The sequence below is a fragment of the Amycolatopsis sp. NPDC051045 genome (assembly GCF_040682955.1).
In the GTDB taxonomy this organism is placed as follows: Bacteria; Actinomycetota; Actinomycetes; order Mycobacteriales; family Pseudonocardiaceae; genus Amycolatopsis.
Genome location: NZ_JBFBCC010000016.1, coordinates 80575 through 97631 on the forward strand (window position 1 = coordinate 80575; position 17057 = coordinate 97631).

The 17057-nt window shown below is 70.4% G+C and carries 19 protein-coding genes and 1 pseudogene; 8 read left to right on the plus strand and 12 right to left on the minus strand.

Annotated elements, in window-relative coordinates:
- Positions 1 to 24: 24 nt before the first annotated feature.
- From AB0M80_RS31860 to AB0M80_RS31870, 3 genes are all read right to left on the minus strand, one after another.
- Positions 25 to 816, minus strand: coding sequence for a SigB/SigF/SigG family RNA polymerase sigma factor (locus tag AB0M80_RS31860; RefSeq protein ID WP_364572340.1), 792 nt, complete (start codon positions 814 to 816; stop codon positions 25 to 27).
- The gene (locus AB0M80_RS31865; RefSeq protein WP_364572342.1) at positions 813 to 1262 is read right to left on the minus strand and encodes an anti-sigma factor; all 450 of its coding nucleotides are present in this window, start codon (positions 1260 to 1262) and stop codon (positions 813 to 815) included. The genes AB0M80_RS31860 and AB0M80_RS31865 overlap by 4 nt, the downstream gene beginning before the upstream one ends.
- A 62-nt stretch (positions 1263 to 1324) precedes the next feature.
- Positions 1325 to 1654, minus strand: a complete 330-nt coding sequence (locus tag AB0M80_RS31870; protein ID WP_364572344.1) for a plasmid stabilization protein — start codon at positions 1652 to 1654, stop codon at positions 1325 to 1327.
- Between the two features lie 120 nt (positions 1655 to 1774).
- On the opposite strand from AB0M80_RS31870, the gene AB0M80_RS31875 reads away from it, so the two are divergent.
- Entirely contained in the window at positions 1775 to 2737 is a 963-nt protein-coding gene (locus AB0M80_RS31875) for an LLM class F420-dependent oxidoreductase (protein ID WP_364572346.1), read from the plus strand.
- 16 nt (positions 2738 to 2753) lie between these two features.
- On the opposite strand, the gene AB0M80_RS31880 is transcribed toward AB0M80_RS31875, so the two are convergent.
- Complete coding sequence (locus AB0M80_RS31880) at positions 2754 to 3119, minus strand: STAS domain-containing protein (RefSeq protein WP_364572348.1); 366 nt, start codon at positions 3117 to 3119, stop codon at positions 2754 to 2756.
- A 289-nt stretch (positions 3120 to 3408) separates the two neighbouring features.
- Here AB0M80_RS31880 and AB0M80_RS31885 point away from each other — a divergent pair, with 289 nt between their 5' ends.
- Positions 3409 to 4140: a GAF and ANTAR domain-containing protein gene (locus AB0M80_RS31885; RefSeq protein ID WP_364572350.1), complete on the plus strand. Its 732-nt coding sequence runs from the start codon at positions 3409 to 3411 to the stop codon at positions 4138 to 4140.
- A 13-nt stretch (positions 4141 to 4153) separates the two neighbouring features.
- Here AB0M80_RS31885 and AB0M80_RS31890 read toward each other — a convergent pair whose 3' ends face one another.
- Positions 4154 to 4366, minus strand: a complete 213-nt coding sequence (locus tag AB0M80_RS31890) for a hypothetical protein (protein ID WP_364572352.1) — start codon at positions 4364 to 4366, stop codon at positions 4154 to 4156.
- A 188-nt stretch (positions 4367 to 4554) separates the two neighbouring features.
- On the opposite strand from AB0M80_RS31890, the gene AB0M80_RS31895 reads away from it, so the two are divergent.
- From AB0M80_RS31895 to ligD, 4 genes and pseudogenes are all read left to right on the plus strand, one after another.
- The gene (locus AB0M80_RS31895; protein WP_364572354.1) at positions 4555 to 4752 is read left to right on the plus strand and encodes a hypothetical protein; all 198 of its coding nucleotides are present in this window, start codon (positions 4555 to 4557) and stop codon (positions 4750 to 4752) included.
- Positions 4753 to 4771: 19 nt separating this feature from the next.
- The gene (locus AB0M80_RS31900; RefSeq protein ID WP_364572356.1) at positions 4772 to 5716 is read left to right on the plus strand and encodes a Ku protein; all 945 of its coding nucleotides are present in this window, start codon (positions 4772 to 4774) and stop codon (positions 5714 to 5716) included.
- A pseudogene (locus AB0M80_RS31905) lies at positions 5713 to 6485 on the plus strand (ATP-dependent DNA ligase). The gene AB0M80_RS31900 and the pseudogene AB0M80_RS31905 overlap by 4 nt, the downstream one beginning before the upstream one ends.
- Positions 6482 to 7351 (plus strand): non-homologous end-joining DNA ligase, encoded by an 870-nt coding sequence (ligD, locus tag AB0M80_RS31910; protein ID WP_364572357.1) that lies wholly within the window; start codon positions 6482 to 6484, stop codon positions 7349 to 7351. The pseudogene AB0M80_RS31905 and the gene ligD overlap by 4 nt, the downstream one beginning before the upstream one ends.
- Here ligD and AB0M80_RS31915 read toward each other — a convergent pair.
- On the minus strand, positions 7344 to 7976 hold the full coding sequence (locus tag AB0M80_RS31915; RefSeq protein WP_364572359.1) for a UdgX family uracil-DNA binding protein: 633 nt from the start codon (positions 7974 to 7976) through the stop codon (positions 7344 to 7346). The genes ligD and AB0M80_RS31915 overlap by 8 nt on opposite strands.
- Before the next feature lie 90 nt (positions 7977 to 8066).
- Here AB0M80_RS31915 and AB0M80_RS31920 point away from each other — a divergent pair, with 90 nt between their 5' ends.
- Complete coding sequence (locus tag AB0M80_RS31920) at positions 8067 to 8483, plus strand: CBS domain-containing protein (RefSeq protein ID WP_364572361.1); 417 nt, start codon at positions 8067 to 8069, stop codon at positions 8481 to 8483.
- Positions 8484 to 8581: 98 nt separating this feature from the next.
- Here the strand turns inward: AB0M80_RS31920 and AB0M80_RS31925 are convergent, their stop codons facing one another.
- The 6 genes from AB0M80_RS31925 to AB0M80_RS31950 all read right to left on the minus strand — a co-directional run bounded on the left by AB0M80_RS31925 (position 8582) and on the right by AB0M80_RS31950 (position 15441).
- Complete coding sequence (locus AB0M80_RS31925; RefSeq protein WP_364572363.1) at positions 8582 to 8890, minus strand: DUF3040 domain-containing protein; 309 nt, start codon at positions 8888 to 8890, stop codon at positions 8582 to 8584.
- Between the two features lie 63 nt (positions 8891 to 8953).
- On the minus strand, positions 8954 to 10720 hold the full coding sequence (locus AB0M80_RS31930; RefSeq protein ID WP_364572365.1) for an IlvD/Edd family dehydratase: 1767 nt from the start codon (positions 10718 to 10720) through the stop codon (positions 8954 to 8956).
- 159 nt (positions 10721 to 10879) lie between these two features.
- The gene (locus tag AB0M80_RS31935; RefSeq protein ID WP_364572367.1) at positions 10880 to 12244 is read right to left on the minus strand and encodes a GH1 family beta-glucosidase; all 1365 of its coding nucleotides are present in this window, start codon (positions 12242 to 12244) and stop codon (positions 10880 to 10882) included.
- A gap of 44 nt (positions 12245 to 12288) precedes the next feature.
- A complete protein-coding gene (locus tag AB0M80_RS31940) occupies positions 12289 to 13146 on the minus strand; it encodes a carbohydrate ABC transporter permease (RefSeq protein ID WP_364572369.1) in 858 nt (285 codons plus the stop codon).
- Entirely contained in the window at positions 13143 to 14132 is a 990-nt protein-coding gene (locus tag AB0M80_RS31945; RefSeq protein WP_364572371.1) for a sugar ABC transporter permease, read from the minus strand. Before AB0M80_RS31945 ends, AB0M80_RS31940 begins: the two co-directional genes overlap by 4 nt.
- 4 nt (positions 14133 to 14136) lie before the next feature.
- Positions 14137 to 15441, minus strand: coding sequence for an extracellular solute-binding protein (locus AB0M80_RS31950; protein ID WP_364572373.1), 1305 nt, complete (start codon positions 15439 to 15441; stop codon positions 14137 to 14139).
- A gap of 250 nt (positions 15442 to 15691) precedes the next feature.
- Between AB0M80_RS31950 and AB0M80_RS31955 the strand changes: the two genes are divergently transcribed.
- Positions 15692 to 16687 carry a LacI family DNA-binding transcriptional regulator gene (locus tag AB0M80_RS31955; RefSeq protein ID WP_364572612.1) on the plus strand — a complete coding sequence of 332 codons (996 nt, stop codon included), beginning with the start codon at positions 15692 to 15694 and terminating at the stop codon, positions 16685 to 16687.
- Positions 16688 to 17057 lie beyond the last annotated feature (370 nt).

Genomic DNA, 17057 nt, shown 5'->3' on the forward strand with positions numbered 1-17057 from the left:
AGGCGGCCGGGCTCCGGCCGCCTCCTAGCCTTCGCCGGTCAGCTTCCCGCGCAGCTGCTCCAGGGTCTGCGACAGCAGCCGGGAGACGTGCATCTGGGAAATGCCGACCCGGTCGGCGATCTGGGTCTGCGTCAGCCCGCCGAAGAACCGCATGACCAGGATGGCGCGCTCCCGCTTCGGCAGTTCCTGCAGCAGCGGCTGGAGGGCCTCGTGGTTCTCGACCATGGCCATCTCGTGGTCCGGTTCCCCCATGGTGTCGGCCAGCGACAACGCCTCGGCGTCGTCGTGCACCGGCTTGTCGACCGACAGCGCCTGGTAGGCATTGCCCGCGAGGAGACCTTCGCGGACCTCGTCGACGTCCAGGCTGAGGTGCTCCGCCAGCTCGGTCGGCGTCGGGGCGCGGCCCAGGCGCTGGGAGAGCACCGCCGAGCCCTGGCTCAGCGAAAGGTGCAGCTCCTTGAGCCGCCGCGGGACCCGCACGGACCAGCCGGTGTCCCGGAAGTGCCGCCGGACCTCGCCCATGATCGTCGGCACGGCGAAGGACAGGAAGTCGTGGCCCCGGGCGGGGTCGAACCGGTCGACGGCGTTGATCAGGCCGATCCGCGCCACCTGGACCAGGTCCTCCCGGGGCTCGCCGCGGCCGGAGAACCGGGTCGCGATGTGCTCGGCCAGCGGGAGCAGTTCGGTCACCAGCTTGCTCCGGACCACCTCGCGCCGCGGATCGTCGGCGTCGAGCTCGCCCAGCTCCTCGAACAGCGGTTCGCAGTGGGCGTATTCGTCCGGGCGGTGGAGGACGGTTTTCCGCTCGTTGCTCACGCGTTGGGTCCCGGGTTCAGCACCAGCTCGATCGTGACGATGCCCGCGCCTCCACCCGGAAGGACGTCGCAGTGCGCGGTCACCGACCGGCTGAGGGTGGTCAGGACGTGCCAGCCGAACGTGCGATCGCTCGGCGGCCGCGGATCGGCCGAGCGGGTCGAGACGATGACGCGCAGGCCGTCGGGGGCCAGCCGGAAGCGGCACTGCAGCTGCGAGCCGAGCTCGGCCAGCTGGACGAGCTGCGCGCACGCCTCGTCGACCGCCATCTTGGCGTCGGCGATGGCGTCCAGCCCGAAGTCCGCGCGCGAGACCACGCCGTGCGTGAGCATCCGGACCAGCGGGATCTGCTCCGCCATCGCGGGGAGCCGCAGCTCGACGAGTTCGTCCAGCAGCTCGTCGACGGTCGGCTTGCCGCCGAACGAGCTGCTGCTTCGAGTTTCTTCCATACGGGAGGTACTACCCATCTGGGCGAATGCCGACACTTCGTGGTCGGGGATTTCGGGTGTGGTCACCGGCTCAGCGCCCGTTCGAGTTCCTTCTTGGTCATCGTCGAGCGGCCGTTGATGTTCCGTTTCTTCGCTTCGTTGTAGAGCTGGTCCTTCGTCGGGCCACCCGGACCCTTGCGGTTGCCCGACCGCTCGCCCCCGCGCTGCTGCGGCGACTTGTCCTGCACCGACGTCCTGCTGGCCTGCCGGGACTCACCCGACTGCGCGCGGTTCTTGTTGACCGTCCGGGCCGCGATCTCCTTGGCCCGCTTGGCGCTCGCACCGCGGTCCTCGGCCGAGTCCTTGATGTGCTCGTACTGGCGTTCGCGCTTGCCGCTCCACGACTGAGGCATGCCCGCTCCCTTCGTCTCGCGCGACGAGTACCCGCTTGATCATGGAGTAAACCTCACGGTCGTGCGGGTTACCCGGCGAGCCGGTGGGGTACGCGAAGAGCCGATGGAGAGGAGGCGCCGATGCGGATCGGCTACACCTTGATGACCGAGCAGGCGGGCCCGAACGACCTGGTCCGGTTCGCCGCCGGTGCGGAACGGGCCGGCTTCGACTTCGAGGTCATGAGCGACCACTACTCGCCCTGGCTGGACGAGCAGGGCCACGCGCCGTACGCGTGGAGCGTCCTGGGCGCGGTCACGCAGGTGACCGAGCGCGCCGAACTGATGACCTACGTGACCTGCCCGACCATGCGCTACCACCCGGCGGTGGTGGCCCAGAAGGCGGCGACCGTGCAGGCCCTCTCGGGCGGGCGGTTCACCCTCGGCCTCGGCGCGGGCGAGAACCTCAACGAGCACGTCGTCGGCCGCGGCTGGCCGCCGGCCAACGTCCGGCACGAAATGCTCGCCGAGGCCGTGCAGATCATCGGCGGCCTGTTCGACGGCGGCTACTTCAACTACGAGGGCAAGCATTTCCGCGTCGACTCGGCGAAGCTGTGGGACCTGCCGGAAAGGCGGACGCCGATCGGCGTCGCGGTGTCCGGTTCGCAGTCGGTCCAGCGGTTCGCCCCCGTCGCCGACGTGATGATCGCCGTCGAGCCGAAGGCGGAGCTGTCCCGGGAGTGGGATGCGACCAAACCCGGCTCGCCGACCCGGAAGGTCGGGCAGCTGCCGGTGTCGTGGGGCACCGACCGCGACGGGGCGGTCAAGCGCGCGCACGAGCAGTTCCGGTGGTTCGCCGGCGGCTGGAAGGTCAACGCCGAGCTCCCGGGCCCGGCCGGGTTCGCCGGGGCGACGCAGTTCGTCCGCGAGGAGGACGTCGCCGGCTCGATCCCGTGCGGCCCGGACGTCGAGCCGATCGCCGAGGCGGTGCAGGAGTTCGAGAAGGCGGGCTTCACCGACGTCGCGCTGGTCCAGATCGGCGGTGACCAGCAGGACGGCTTCCTCGACTTCGCCGAGAAGGAGCTGCTCCCGGCGTTGCGCGGGTAGGACCACACGGCCGGTGTCAGGCCGGCGCGGGGGCGGGCCGGCGATCGGACAGAGCGAGCCGCCGGTCCGCCCCGGTCACGTGCAGGGCCCGGCGGACCGTCGGGTTCGCCCCGGTGACCACGAGCAGCTCGGTGCCGCCCTGCTCGGCCTGCAGCGCCGCGTGCAGCAGCGCCCCGACACCCGCCACGCCGAGGAAGTCCACTTCGGACAGGTCGACCACCAGCCGCTCCGGTGTCGCCCACAGGCGGTCGGAGAGCAGGGTGGCCAGGTCGGGTGCCGTCACGCTGTCGAGGTCGCCGCGCGCGGTCACCAGGACCGCGTGCGGAGCGGGCCACGCCGTGCGCAGCCGCAGGCCCGGGTACCGGGGCCGGGGAAGGTTCATGTCGGTTCGCCACCGTCCTGTTGCGGCGCTGGGACGCACTCCGGGGGAGTTCGAGGCGGCTGCTGGTTGAACCGTGCACCGAGCCTAACCCGGTGCTCACGGCCCGCAACCGTCGTTGCTCCGAACGGGCGCGCGGACCGCCGCGGCGGTGACCGCTCGTGCCCGGGCCCGGCGGGATGCAGTAATCTTGTGCTGGACCCGTTAAAGCGCTAGCGGCCCACTAGTGGCGCGCGCCCGGGTCCTTCCTGGTACAGAGCGCCCTGAAGAATGAAGAAGGGGCGTCACCAGGATGACGGGCGGCGACGAGCAGCTCACCGCGCGGCTGGACGAAGTCATGCTCGCGATGGAGTCGCTGACCGCGATGCTGGACGGCGAGCTCGATCTCGGCCAGATGCTGCAGGCGGTGTGCGACCACGCCGTGCAGGTGGTGCCGGGGGCCGACATGGCCAGCATCACCCTGGTCCGCGAGGGGGTGCCGGAGACGGTCGCGAGCACCGACCAGCGGGCGGTGAACTTCGACCGCGAGCAGTACCGGATCGGGGACGGACCGTGCCTGCGCGCCGCCGAGACGGGACAGCCGGTCCGCGTCGGCGTCGGCGCGGTCGGGGATCTGTGGCCGCAGTTCGTGTCGTCGGCCGCACAGCTGGGCGTGGCCAGTTTCCTCGCCGCGCCGCTGACGGTGGACGAGGACATGTCCGGCGCGGTGAACCTGTTCGGGTTCGGCGAGCACGGGTTCAGCGAGCTGGGCACCAAGATCCTCGAGCTGTACACCGCGACCGTGGTGATCGGCCTGCGCAGCGCGCGGCGGTACTTCGCGGCCCGCGAACTGGTCGACCAGCTCAACCGGGCGCTGGAGACGCGGGCGGTGATCGACCAGGCCAAGGGGATCCTCATGGCCGCGCACCGGATCACCGCGGAGGAAGCCTTCCAGCGGCTGGTGAAGCGTTCCCAGGACGGCAACCGGAAGCTCCACGAGGTGGCGGCGGAGTTCGTCGCGGCGGTGGCGACGACGAAGGCGTGAGCCGGCCGGCCCCTCAGCCGGCGGGCACCTCGTCCGGGGGAGCGTCGGATTCGAGGGCGGCCGGTTCGGAGCGGTGCTTGCTGCGCTGGCACGTCGTGCACACCAGGGTGCGGCCGGGCACCGTTCCGTCGTCGGCGACCACCTGGGCCACGTGCATCGTCGGGAAGCCGCAGACCTCGCAGGGCAGCGACGCGTCCTCGCGGCTGATGCGGAGCTGGGTGCCCATCCGGCCTCCTGCTGTGACGTCAGTCTCACCACCTTGCCGCGTCCGGAGCAGGAACCGGCCGAATTCACTCGTTCGGCCTAGTGGGGAGGATCTTCGGTGCCTCCTTCGGTAACCCCTGTGTCGCGGGGGGTGATCCTGGGTAATCCGCCCGCGAACGGTTCACCGGGCATTGCCGGAGGGGAGCGAAGATGCGAGACAAGCGCAACGATCTGCGGCCGGTGGCGGACCTCCTCGTCGATGACGTGGATTCGCCGGACCGGGCGCGCACGCGGCGCAAGGCGGCGCTGGCCGTGGCGGCGCGGGCGAAGGATCCCGAGGACTGCGCTCGGCTGCTGGACATGCTGGGGCTGCACCGGAGCGACAGCCGCGCCAGCGACGTCGCCTGAAGCGGGCAGGGAGGACGACATGGCCCGACCGGTGTGGAGCGGCGCGCTGAGCCTGGGGCTGGTCACCGTGCCGGTGGAGCTGTACCCGGCGGTGGCGGACCACACGATCCACTTCCACCAGTTCGAACGCGGGACGTCGGACCGGATCCGCAACCGGCGGGTCAACGAGCGGACCGGGGACGAGGTCGCCCAGGACGAGATCGTCAAGGGCTACGACCTCGGCGGCGGCGACCACGTGCTCGTCGAACCGGACGAGCTGGACGAGATCGCGCCCGAGCGGTCCCGCCGGATCGACATCGAGCAGTTCGTCGAACTCGACGAGATCGACCCGTGGTTCTTCGACAAGACGTACTGGCTCAAGCCGGCGAAGGAGGACTTCGCCAAGGCGTACGGCCTGCTGCTGCAGGCGATGGACCGCAGCGAGAAGGCCGGTGTCGCGAAGTTCGTCCTGCGCGGCAAGGAATACCTCGCGGCGGTACGCGCCGGTGAAGACGTCATGGTGCTCAACACCCTGCACTTCGTCGCGGACCTGCGGAAGCCGAAGGACGTCATGGGCAAGCTGCCGGAGCTGCCGCGACCGCGGCCCAAGGAGCTCGACATGGCGCTCTCGCTGGTCGACGAGATGACCGCGCCGTGGCGCCCGGAGGACTACCGCGACGAGTACTCGAAGCGCGTCGAAGAGCTGATCAAGGCCAAGGAGGCCGGCCAGGAAATCGCCCACGAGGAGGAGCCGGAGCCCTCCGCCGACGTCGTCGACCTGTTCGAGGCGCTGTCGCGCAGTGTGAAGAACCGCAAGAGCGGCGGCAAGGCGCCCGCGAAGAAGGCAGCGAAAAAGAAGGAACCGCGGCGCGAACTGACCGGCCTGTCGAAGGCCGATCTGGACAAGCTGGCCCGCGAGCAGGGCGTGAAGGGGCGGTCGAAGATGACGCGCGCCGAGCTGGAAAAGGTGCTGAAAGCGTCGTGAGCGGCCCCGGCTGGCGCGAGCCGACCCTGGCCACGCTCACCGACCGCCGCTTCTCCGGCGACGGCTGGATCTTCGAGCGCAAGCTGGACGGCGTGCGGGCGCTCTGCGTGCGCGATTCCGGCCCCCCGACGCTGTACTCGCGCAACCACAAGGTGATGGACAACGCCTACCCCGAGCTCGTCGAGGCGCTGGCGGCCCAGGGTGGCCCGCGGTTCGTCGCGGACGGCGAGATCGTCGCGTTCGACGGGGCGAACACGAGCTTCGCCGCCCTGCAGCCGCGGATCCACGTCAGCGACCCGGATCGGGCCCGTGCGACCGGCGTACGGGTCTACTTCTACCTGTTCGACCTGCTGTACTTCGACGACCAGGACACCACGGGCGGTCACTCGACTGGCTGAAATTCAAGTGTGCGCAAGGGCAGGAGCTGGTCATCGGCGGCTACACCGACCCTCAGGGTGCCCGCCAAGGCTTCGGCGCACTCCTGCTCGGCTACCACGAAGACGGCGCGCTGCGGTACGCGGGCAAGGTCGGCACCGGGTTCGACGAGCGGCTGCTGACGTCGCTGCACGCGCGGCTGCAGGAGCGGGAGACGGCGCGGTCACCCTTCGCCGGGCCGGTGCGGGAAGGCGGCGCGCACTGGGTGCGGCCGGAGCTGGTGGCGCAGATCGGCTTCTCCGAGTGGACGCGCGACGGGCGGCTGCGGCACCCGCGGTTCGCCGGGCTGCGCGAGGACAAGAAGGCGGCGGACGTGGTGCGGGAGCAAGGGTGACCGAGGAGATTTCCCACGCCGACAAGGTGTTCTACCCGGCCGACGGGCTGACGAAGGGTGACGTCGTCGAGTACTACCGCGCGGTCGCCGACGTCATGGTGCCGCACCTGCGCGGCCGCCCGCTGACGCTGCGGCGGTACCCCGACGGCATCGGGAAGCCGGGCTGGTTCCAGAAGCACCCGGGGGAGCACTTCCCGGATTCGATCCGCGTCGAGCGCGTCCCCCGCCGCGGCGGGGGTACGGACGAGTACGTGGTCTGCGAGGACGCCGGGACGCTGGACTACCTGGCGCGCCAGGGGACGCTGGAGTTCCACGTCTGGCTGTCCACCGTGGACGCGCCGGAGCGGCCCGACCGGCTGGTGCTGGACCTCGACCCACCGGACGGCACGCCGGTCGCCGAACTGCGCGCGGTCGCGCGGCGCATCCGCGACCACTACGAGCGGGTGGGTCTGACCGCGTTCGTCCAGGCCACCGGCGGCCGCGGCTTCCACGTGCTCGCGCCGCTGGACGCGAAGTCCGGCACGGACGTGGTGCTCGAGCTCTCCCGCGCGCTGGCCGACCGCGTGGCCGCGGACGACCCCAGCCGCCTGACGACGGCCCAGCGCAAGGAGAAGCGCGGCGACCGGATCTTCCTGGACGCCAACCGCAACGGCTACGCGCAGACGTTCGTCGCGCCCTGCTCGCTGCGCGCGCGCCCGGGTGCGGCCGCCGCGACGCCCCTGGACTGGCGGGAACTGGGCACCGCCGATCCGGACGGCTGGGCCCTGGGGAAGGAGAAGCGGCGGCTCGCGCGCAAGGAAGATCCCTGGCGGAACCTGGACGAGCACGCCGCCTCGGCCGAAGCGGCGCTCGGGCAGCTCACTTGAGCAGCTTCGCCGCGGCCTTCAGATCGGCGACGAAGGCCGCGTAGGCGTCGTCCCGGTCGGGGGCGCGCAGCACCGCCGACGGGTGGACCGTCGCCACCGCCGAAGGCACCAGGTCGGCGACGTCCGCCGGCGCGTCCACCGGCTCGCCGCGGTGGGCGGTGAGCCGGAACTTCGGGCCCAGCAACGATTGCGCGGCCGTCGCGCCCAGCAGCAGCACCAGCTCCGGGCGCACCGCGCGCAGTTCCGCCAGCAGCCACGGACGGCACGCGACCACCTCGGTGCGACCCGGCTTCTGGTGGATCCGGCGCTTCCCGCGTTCGTCGCGCTTGAACTTGAAGTGCTTGACCGCGTTGGTGACGTACAAGGACCGCCGGTCGAACCCGGCCTCTTCGAAGGCGCGGTCCAGCAGCTTGCCGGCGGGCCCGACGAACGGCTCGCCCGCCAGGTCCTCCTTGTCGCCCGGCTGCTCGCCGACGACGAGCACCTTCGCCCCGGCTGATCCTTCGCCGAAGACGGTCTGCGTGGCGTCCTGGTACAGCGGGCAGCCGTGGCAGCCGGACGCCGCCGACCGCAGGCGATCGAGGTCGGTGGTGTCCGGCGGCTCGGCACCGCGGGAATTCGGCATGTGCCCGGAAATTCCCCGCACGGGGGAGGGGTAAACCTGCCGGACCCGGGTAGCCGGAGAACAACGGCTCAAGGACGAAAGGAGTTCACGATGACCACCGCACGCGACATCATGACGTCGGACGCGACCTGCGCCCGGGAGTCGGACACCGTGCACGACGCCGCGGTCACCATGGCGCAGAAGGGCGTCGGCGCCCTGCCGATCTGCGGCGAGGACAACCGCCTCAAGGGCATGATCACCGACCGCGACATCGTGGTGAAGGTCCTGGCCGAGGGCAAGGATCCGCGAGCGGTCCACGTCGGCGAGCTCGCCCAGGGTGAGGTTGTGACGATCGGCGCGGACGACGACGCCCAGGAGATCCTGCGCACCATGTCCGAGCACCGCGTCCGCCGGCTGCCGGTGATCGACGGGCACGACCTCGTCGGGATCGTCGCCCAGGCCGACGTGGCCAAGGCGCTGTCGAACCCGAGCGCCGGCGAGCTGGTCGAGGCGCTGTCCTACGACTGAGTGAATCCCGCGCAACGCAATACGGCCGCCCCCGTCCGAGTACCGGGGGCGGCCGTATTGCGTTTATGCGTCGGGGTTTGCGATTCGGGGTTTGCGATTCAGGGCGCGTCGGTGGCTGAGGTGGCACCGTCCTCAGTGGACTCGCGGATCGTTTCGGCGCGGGCGATGTGCCAGGCCACCAGTGCGCCCGCGCTCACCGTGCCCCAGAGCACGAGCGCGGCGTCGCGGGCGAACAGGCCCACGAGCAGCATCACCACCGCCGTGACGTCGCAAAGCAGCAGCAACAGGCTCCAGCGCCGGGGTGCGCGCAGCTTGGGTCCGCTGAAGGCGGCGGCGAAGGCGGGATCGCTCGCTTGCAGCTCGGCCTCGATCTCGCGCAGGGCGTGGCGCTCTCGATCCGGGAGCATGGTGGCCTCCTCGACTCGGCTATCGCAGGGGATACCCGCTTTCCGTCCCGCCGAAGCACGGAATCAGTGGTTGTTGCGGGGGATTCCCTTCGTCGCGGCGATGCGCTGGTACGCCACGGCCGGGCGCAGCACCATGCCGTCGCACAGCTGGTCGACCATCGACCGCTGGATCTCCTGCCACGGCGTCTGCGAGGCGGGGACCGGGTAGCCGCCCGCCTCGGCCAGTTCCCGGTGGCGTCGCGCCAGTTCTTCGTCGGAGACGAGCACGTCCGCCGTGCCGGCGCCCAGGTCGATCCGGACGCGGTCGCCGGTCCGCAGCACGGCGAGCCCGCCGCCCGCCGCGGCCTCGGGGGAGGCGTTGAGGATCGACGGCGATCCGGACGTGCCCGACTGGCGGCCGTCGCCCAGGCAGGGCAGCTCGTGCACCCCGCGCTTGATCAGCTCCGCGGGCGGACGCATGTTGACCACTTCGGCCGAACCCGGGTAGCCCAGCGGGCCGGTGCCGCGCATCACCAGCAGCGAGTGCTCGTCGACGCCGAGGTCCGGGTCGTCGATGCGGGCGTGGTAATCCTCCGGGCCGTCGAACACGACCGCGGTGCCCTCGAACACCCCGCCACCCAGGTACCGCCGCCGGAACTCCGGCGAGATCACGCTGGACTTCATGATCGCCGCGTCGAAGAGGTTGCCCTTGAGCACGAGGAACCCGGCGTCGGGCACGAGCGCGGTGCCGAAGGTGCGGATGACGTCCCGGTCGCCGGGCTCGGCGTCGCGGCAGTTGTCGCCGAGCGTGCGGCCGTTGACCGTCGGCGCGTCCTCGTGGACCAGCCCGTGCCGCATCAGCTCGTGCACCACGGCCGGGACACCGCCCGCGCGGTGGAACTCCTCGCCGAGGTACTTGCCCGCCGGCTGGAGGTCGACCAGCAGCGGCACGGCGTACCCGATCCGCTGCCAGTCGGCCAAGGGGAGGTCGACGCCGGCGTGCCGGGCGATCGCGCCGATGTGGATGGGGGCGTTGGTCGAACCGCCGATCGCGGAGCTCACCACGATGGCGTTCTCGAAGGCTTCGCGCGTCAGGATGTCCGACGGCTTGAGGTCCTCGCGGACCATCTCGACGATCCGCAGCCCGGTGCGGTAGGCCATCCGGGCCCGGTCGCGGTGCGGTGCCGGGATGGCCGCGCAGCCGGGCAGGCTCATCCCGAGGGCTTCGGCGAGCGCGTTCATCGTGGACGCGGTGCCCATGGTGTTGCAGTGCCCCGGCGACGGCGCGGACGACGCGACGAGCTCCATGAACCCGGCGTCGTCGATCTCGCCGGCGGCGAGCAGCTCCCGCGCCTTCCAGATGACGGTGCCGGATCCGGTGCGCTCGCCGCCGAACCACCCGTTGAGCATCGGTCCGCCGGAGAGCACGATCGCCGGGAGGTCGACGGTCGCGGCGGCCATCAGGCACGCGGGGGTCGTCTTGTCGCAGCCGGTGGTGAGCACGACGCCGTCGATCGGATAGCCGTAGAGCGTTTCCACCAGGCCGAGGTAGGCGAGATTGCGGTCCAGCGCCGCGGTCGGGCGCTTGCCGGTCTCCTGGATCGGGTGCACCGGGAATTCGATCGCGATCCCGCCCGCCTCGCGGACGCCTTCCCGGGTCCGGTCGGCCAGCTGGAGGTGGTGGCGGTTGCAGGGAGTGAGGTCGGAGCCGGTCTGCGCGATCCCGATGATCGGCTTGCCGGACTGCAGCTCCTCCCGGGTCAGGCCCCAGTTCATGTACCGCTCGAGGTAGAGCGCGGTCATCCCGGGGTCGGCGGGGTTGTTGAACCAGGCTTCGCTGCGCAGTCCCATACCGGCCAGTCTGGCAACGGTGGTCCCGGAATGCACGTGGCCGGGCGGCGAGGCCGCAAATGCCTCATCCGGGACCCTTCGAGGTCCCGGATGAGGCATCCGCGATGGTTCGCCGGGCGGTGGCGGCCACCCGCGCCGGTGGCCGCCACCGCTCCCGGCTCAGCCGAGGCCGTTCAGGCCGATCACCCGGGAGTACCAGAGCGCGCTCTGCTTCGGCGTGCGCCGCTGCGTCTCGTAGTCGACGTGGACCAGGCCGAACCGCTTCGCGTAGCCCTCGGCCCACTCGAAGTTGTCCAGCAGCGACCAGTAGAAGTACCCGCGCAGGTCGACGCCCGCCTGGATGGCTTCGTGCGCCGCCCGCAGGTGGGAGTCGAGGAACGCGACGCGGTCGGTGTCGACGACGTCGCCGCCGTCGGAGAGGACGTCGGGGTAGGCCGCGCCGTTCTCGGTGATGTACAGCGGCACCTGGCGGTAGCCGCGGTGCACCTGCAGCAGCGACTCGGTGAGCCCGGCCGGCTGGACCTCCCAGCCGGAGTCGGTGCGGGGCGCCGCCGGGTCCGGGACGAAGTGCACGTCGGCGGCGCCGACCCACTCCGGGCCCGCCGGTTCGCTGCCGGGCACCGGGCGGCCCGCGACGCGGTAGTCGCGGTAGTAGTTCACGCCCAGCCAGTCGACGTGCGCGGCGATGACCGCGGCGTCATCGTCGCGCACGACCGAGCCGAGACCGAACGGCTCGAGGTCGGCGACCAGGTCGTCCGGGTAGCCGCCCCGCAGCACCGGGTCGAGGAACAGCCGGTTCTGCAGGCCGTCGATCCGGCGGGCCGCGGCGACGTCGGCGACGTTCGCCGGGTCGTGCGGGGCGACCGGGTACAGGTTCAGCGTGATGCCGGCCTGGGTGCCCGGGGCGTGCCGCCGGATGATGTCCATCGCCAGGCCGTGGCCGAGCAGCAGGTGGTGCGTGGCCGCGACGGCCGCCGGGTGGTCGTTGCGGCCGGGCGCGTGGATCCCGCCGGCGTAGCCGAGCATCGCCGCGCACCACGGCTCGTTGAGCGTCGACCAGCTGGCGACCCGGTCGCCCAGCCGCTCCAGCACGGTCTCGGCGTACTCGGCGAACCGGTAGGCCGTGTCCCGGTTCGTCCAGCCGCCCTGCTCCTCGAGCGCCTGCGGCAGGTCCCAGTGGTAGAGCGTCGCCCACGGCTGGATCCCGGACTCGAGCAGGCAGTCGACCAGCCGGTCGTAGAAGGCGAGCCCGGCGGTGTTCGCTTCGCCGCCGTCCGGCCGCACCCGCGGCCAGGCCAGCGAGAAGCGGTAGGCGCCGAGGTTGAGCCGGCGCATCAGGCCGACGTCCTCGGAGTACCGGCGGTAGTGGTCGGCCGCCGGTTCGCCGTTGTCGCCGCCCCGGACCGCACCCGGGCGGCGGGCGAAGACGTCCCAGACCGAATCGGTGCGCCCGTCGGCTGTCGTGGCTCCTTCCACCTGGAACGCCGCGGTCGCGGCGCCCCAGACGAAGCCAGGCGGGAACATCAACGCGGTCTCCGCCCGAACGCTGTCGGGATGTACGGACATGGTCACCCTTTCACGGCACCTTGCATGATCCCGGCCACGATCTGGCGGCCGAGGAGGACGAAGACGATGAGGATGGGAATGGTGGCCAGGGTCGTGCCGGCCAGGACGAGCGAATAATCGACGTAGTAGCCGCTCTGCAGCTTTTCCAGGGCCACCTGGACGGTGGGGTTGCCGGCGTCCAGCACGACGAGCGGCCACAGGAAGTCGTTCCACGACATCATGAACGTGAACATCGCGAGGATCGCCGCGGCCGGGCGCACCGCCGGCATGCAGATGTTCCAGAAGATCCGGATCATGCTGCAGCCGTCGACCCGCGCGGCTTCGATGAGTTCGTACGGCAGCGCGTCGATGGTGTACTGGCGCATCCAGAACACGCCGAACGCGGTGACCAGGTTGGGCACGATCACCGCCGTCAGGTGCCCGGCCCAGCCCAGTTCCGACATCGCGATGAACAGCGGGATGATGCCCAGCTGGGTGGGCACCGCCAGCGTGACGACGATGAACACGAACAGCTTGTTGCGCCCCCGGAAGCGCAGTTTCGCGAAGGCGAACCCGGCCAGCGAGGAGAACAGCACCGTCGTCAGGGTCACCGTGCCGGACACGATGACGCTGTTGGCCAGCGCCTTCCAGAACGGGACCGTGTCGAACACCCGGGCGGCGTTGGCGAAGAAGTTCCCGCCGGGCACGAACGACGGGATGCGCTCGCTGAGCATCGCGTTGTCGCGGCTGGCCACCAGGAACGACCAGTAGAACGGGAACAGCGAACCGAGCACGAAGATCGCCAGGACGACGTAGGTCGCCTTGCGCGGCTTGCCGAGCGCGGCGACGCGCTTGTTCAGGCCACGGGGAAGTGTCGTCATTTCTTCTTCACCGCCGGGGTACGGGCGATCCGGCCGGTGAGGAAGAAGTTCACCAGCGCGATGATCAGGATGATCACGAACAGCACCCAGGCGATCGCCGAGGCGTAGCCGAGACTCGCGTTCTGGAACGCCGTTTGGTAGAGGTACAGCGTCACCGTCTGGAACTGGTTCGTCGAGCCGCCGTTGTTCGACCCCGGCATGGCGTCGAACAGCTTCGGCTCGGTGAAGATCTGCAGGCCGCCGATCGTCGAGGTGATGGTGACGAAGATCAGCGTCGGCTTGAGCAGCGGCAGGGTGACGTTGAAGAACCGGCGCCACGTGCCCGCGCCGTCGATCAGCGCCGCCTCGTGCAGCTCCTTCGGGATGGCCTGCATGGCGGCCAGCACGATCAGGGCGTTGTAGCCCGTCCAGCGCCAGTTCACCATGATCGCGATCGCGACGTGGCTGCCGAACCGGCTGGCCTGCCAGTCGACCGGGTCCAGCCCGATGGTCTGCAGCACGCCGTTGATCAGCCCGTACTTGGGGCCGAACAGGTTCGCGAAGATGATCCCGATCGCGACCAGGCTGGCCGCGTACGGGAGCAGGATGCCGACGCGCCAGCCGGTCGCGCCGCGCAGCCGGGCGCCGAGCAGGGCCGCCAGGAGCACCGCGATGATGAGCTGCGGGACGCTGGAGAGCAGGAAGATGCTGATCGTGTTGGTCAGCGCGTTCCAGAACTGGGTGTCGGCGAACAGATCCTTGTAGTTGTCGATGCCGATGAAGTCCGGGGCGTCACTTCCGGCCTTCCACTTGAACAGCGAGACGTACGCGGTGTAGAGCAGCGGGAACAGGCCGACGATCCCGAAGAGGATGAAGAACGGCGCGATGTAGAGGTACGGCGAGACCTTGACGTCCCACCGGCTCAACCGGTGACGGAAGGTGGGCCGGGGAGACACCCGCTCCCCGGCCTTACTCCCTTCTGGCGCGACCTTGTCGAGGACGGTCATCGGCTCAGCGCGTGATCTTCTTCGCGGCGTCGACCATCTGCTGCCAGGCTTCCGCCGCCGGCTTGCCCTGTTCGACCGCCTGCAGGGCCGGGCTGGACGCGTTCTCCTGGATCTGGCCGTCGCCCGGACCCTTGTACTGCGGCTTCTGGACCTTCTTGGCCTGCTCGGCGAACAGTTCGCCGACCTTCGTGCCGCCGAAGTAGTCGTCGGTCTTGCTCAGCAGCGCCGGGTCGGTGAGGGCCTTGACCTGGCTCGGGAAGGTGCCCTTGGCCTGGAACGCCTTGATCTGCTGCTCCGGAGCGGTCAGCCAGGCCGCGAGCTCGGCGGCCTCCTTCGGGTGCTTCGACTGCGTCGGCACGGTCAGGTACGAGCCGCCCCAGTTGCCGCCGCCGCCGGGGAACGCCGCGGTGACCGCCCACTTGCCGGCGTTCGCCGGGCCCGCGTGCTCCTTGATCACACCGAGCATCCAGGCCGGGCACACCTTCGTGGCGAAGGCGCCCTGGGCGAAGCCGGTGTTCCACTCGTTGCTGAACGCGGTCAGCTTGGCCGACTCGCCCTTGGCGACCGCGTCGGTGACCTTGGCCCACGCGTCCTTGATGCCCTGGTTGTTCTCGACGGCCAGCTTGTCGTCGCTGCCGATGTAGCCCTGGGGGAGCTGGTTGACCATGGAGTTGAAGTTCTGCGCGGCCGAGTCGAACCAGGCCTTGCCGCCGGACTTCTTCACGAAGTCCGCGCCGGCGGCGAAGTAGCTGTCCCAGGTGGCGAACAGCGGCTTGACCGCTTCGGGGTCGTCCGGCAGACCGGCGGCCTTGAACATGTCCTTGCGGTAGCACATGGCCAGCGGGCCGATGTCGGTGCCGTAGCCGATGACCTTGCCGTCCTTGGTCTTGGCGGCTTCGTACTTCCAGTTCAGCCAGCGATCGGGGGAGGCGTCGGCCGGCCCGATCTTGCTCAGGTCGTTGAACTTCGAGCCCTTGTCCATGAAGTCGGACAGGTGACCCTCTTCGAGCGCCGTCACGTCGGCGAGACCCGAGCCGGCGGCGAGCTTGGTGACGAGGTCCTCGTGGTACGGACCGCCCTGGCCGGTCTTGCGGTGGGTGATCTTGATGTTGGGGTGCAGCCGCTCGTATTCCGGGATGAGAGCCTCGTAGCCGAACTCGGTGAACGTCGCCAGCGTCAGGTCGACGTGTTCGTTCGGGGCCGCCGCGGCCGGAGGGTTGTTCTCACCGCCTCCGCTGCAAGCCGTGGCGCCGAGCGCCGTCATCGTGATGCCCAGTGCCAGGACCAGGCCGTTCCGGATCGTTCTCACGTGTCCAACCACCTTGTTGACGGGAATGAGCGCTCTCACTGCTGGGAGCCGATCTGGGAGCGCTCCCAGGTGTGGCAGAGTCTGCTGGGGCCCTTCACCGGTGTCAAGAGGTCGTAACCGGAGTGTTTCCTGCGAGGAGCGCTCCCGGACGTCGGCTTGCGTGAACGTTAAGCTGAGGCGGTCCAGGTGGTTGTGGGTGAGCGAGGGCGGTGCCGTGGGGCCTCGAGCAGGGGATGAAGAACGGCCGACACTGGAGGACGTCGCGGCGTTCGCCGGCGTGTCGCGGTCGACGGCGTCACGCGCGTTGAACGACGACGCGTACGTCAGCGCGGCGGCGCGCGAGAAGGTGCTCGCCGCGGCCCGCGACCTGGGCTATTCCCCGAACCAGGCGGCGCGGTCGCTGGTCACGCGCCGCACCGGCGCGATCGCGGTCGTGCTGTCGGAGCCGGAGGCCCGGCTGCTCGACGACCCGTACCGCACCGCCGTCATGCGGGCCGGCTACCGGGAACTCGCCGACGTCGGCCGCCAGATGGTGCTCATCTTCAGCGACACCCGCGAGGACCTGAGCCGGACGGTCCGGTTCCTCGAAGGCGGCCACGTCGACGGCGCGCTGGTGTTCGCACCGCACCGGGCCGACCCGCTGCCCAAGGCGCTGCGGCTGCTGCGGATCCCGGTCGTGTTCGGCGGGCAGGCGGCCGGCATCCGGCGCGGGGTGCACGTCGTCGACTTCGACAACGAGGGCGGTGCCCGGCTGGCGGTCGAGCACCTGGTCGCGGCCGGGCGGCGGCGGATCGCCACGATCGCCGGCCCGCAGGACCAGAGCGCCCCGATAGACCGTCTCGCCGGCTGGCGCAAGACCCTCCTCGACGCCGGGCTCGACCCCGCCGACCTGGCCGAAGAGGCCGACTTCACGCTGTCCGGCGGGGCGAACGCGATGTCGGCGCTGCTGGCCAGGCACGCGGACCTCGACGCCGTGTTCGTCGCCAGCGACATGATGGCGGTGGGCGCGCTGCGCACCCTCGACGCGGCGGGCCGCCGCATCCCGGAAGACATCGCGGTGGTCAGCTTCGACGACAACGCGACACTGGCCCCGGCCATGGACCCGCCCTTGACGTCGGTGCACCAGGACCCGCGCGAGCAGGTCCACGCGATGGTCGAGACCCTGATGCGGCTGCTCGACGACCAGAACCTCAAACCGCGCCAGCACATCCTCCCGGTCTCCCTGGCGGTCCGCGCCTCGAGCTGACCGCCGTGTCGTCCGTCTGCGTACGCGTGTCGTCCGGCGCTGTCCTGACGGCCGGCGTACCTGCACGGACGACACGCGTACCTGTGTGGACGACACGCGTACCGGAACGGACGACACGGCGTCCGTGACTCGATGGGTGGGAACGTTCCGGTCCGAGATGCACGCTTTCGGCGCTAAACAGCGTTTTCTGAGCACTCAACGTCACCGGTTCATTGGGCTGAACGAGTGAACGTGCCACTTTAGGTGCGAGCCGTTCAGGAGTGTTCAGTGAGGCGTTGTTCGCCGGACGCGCAGGTGTGACGTGCGGGGCCGCGGTGTCCTTCTGACTCGATTCTTTACATCCACGTTTCAGGCTGGCTACCGTCTGCGT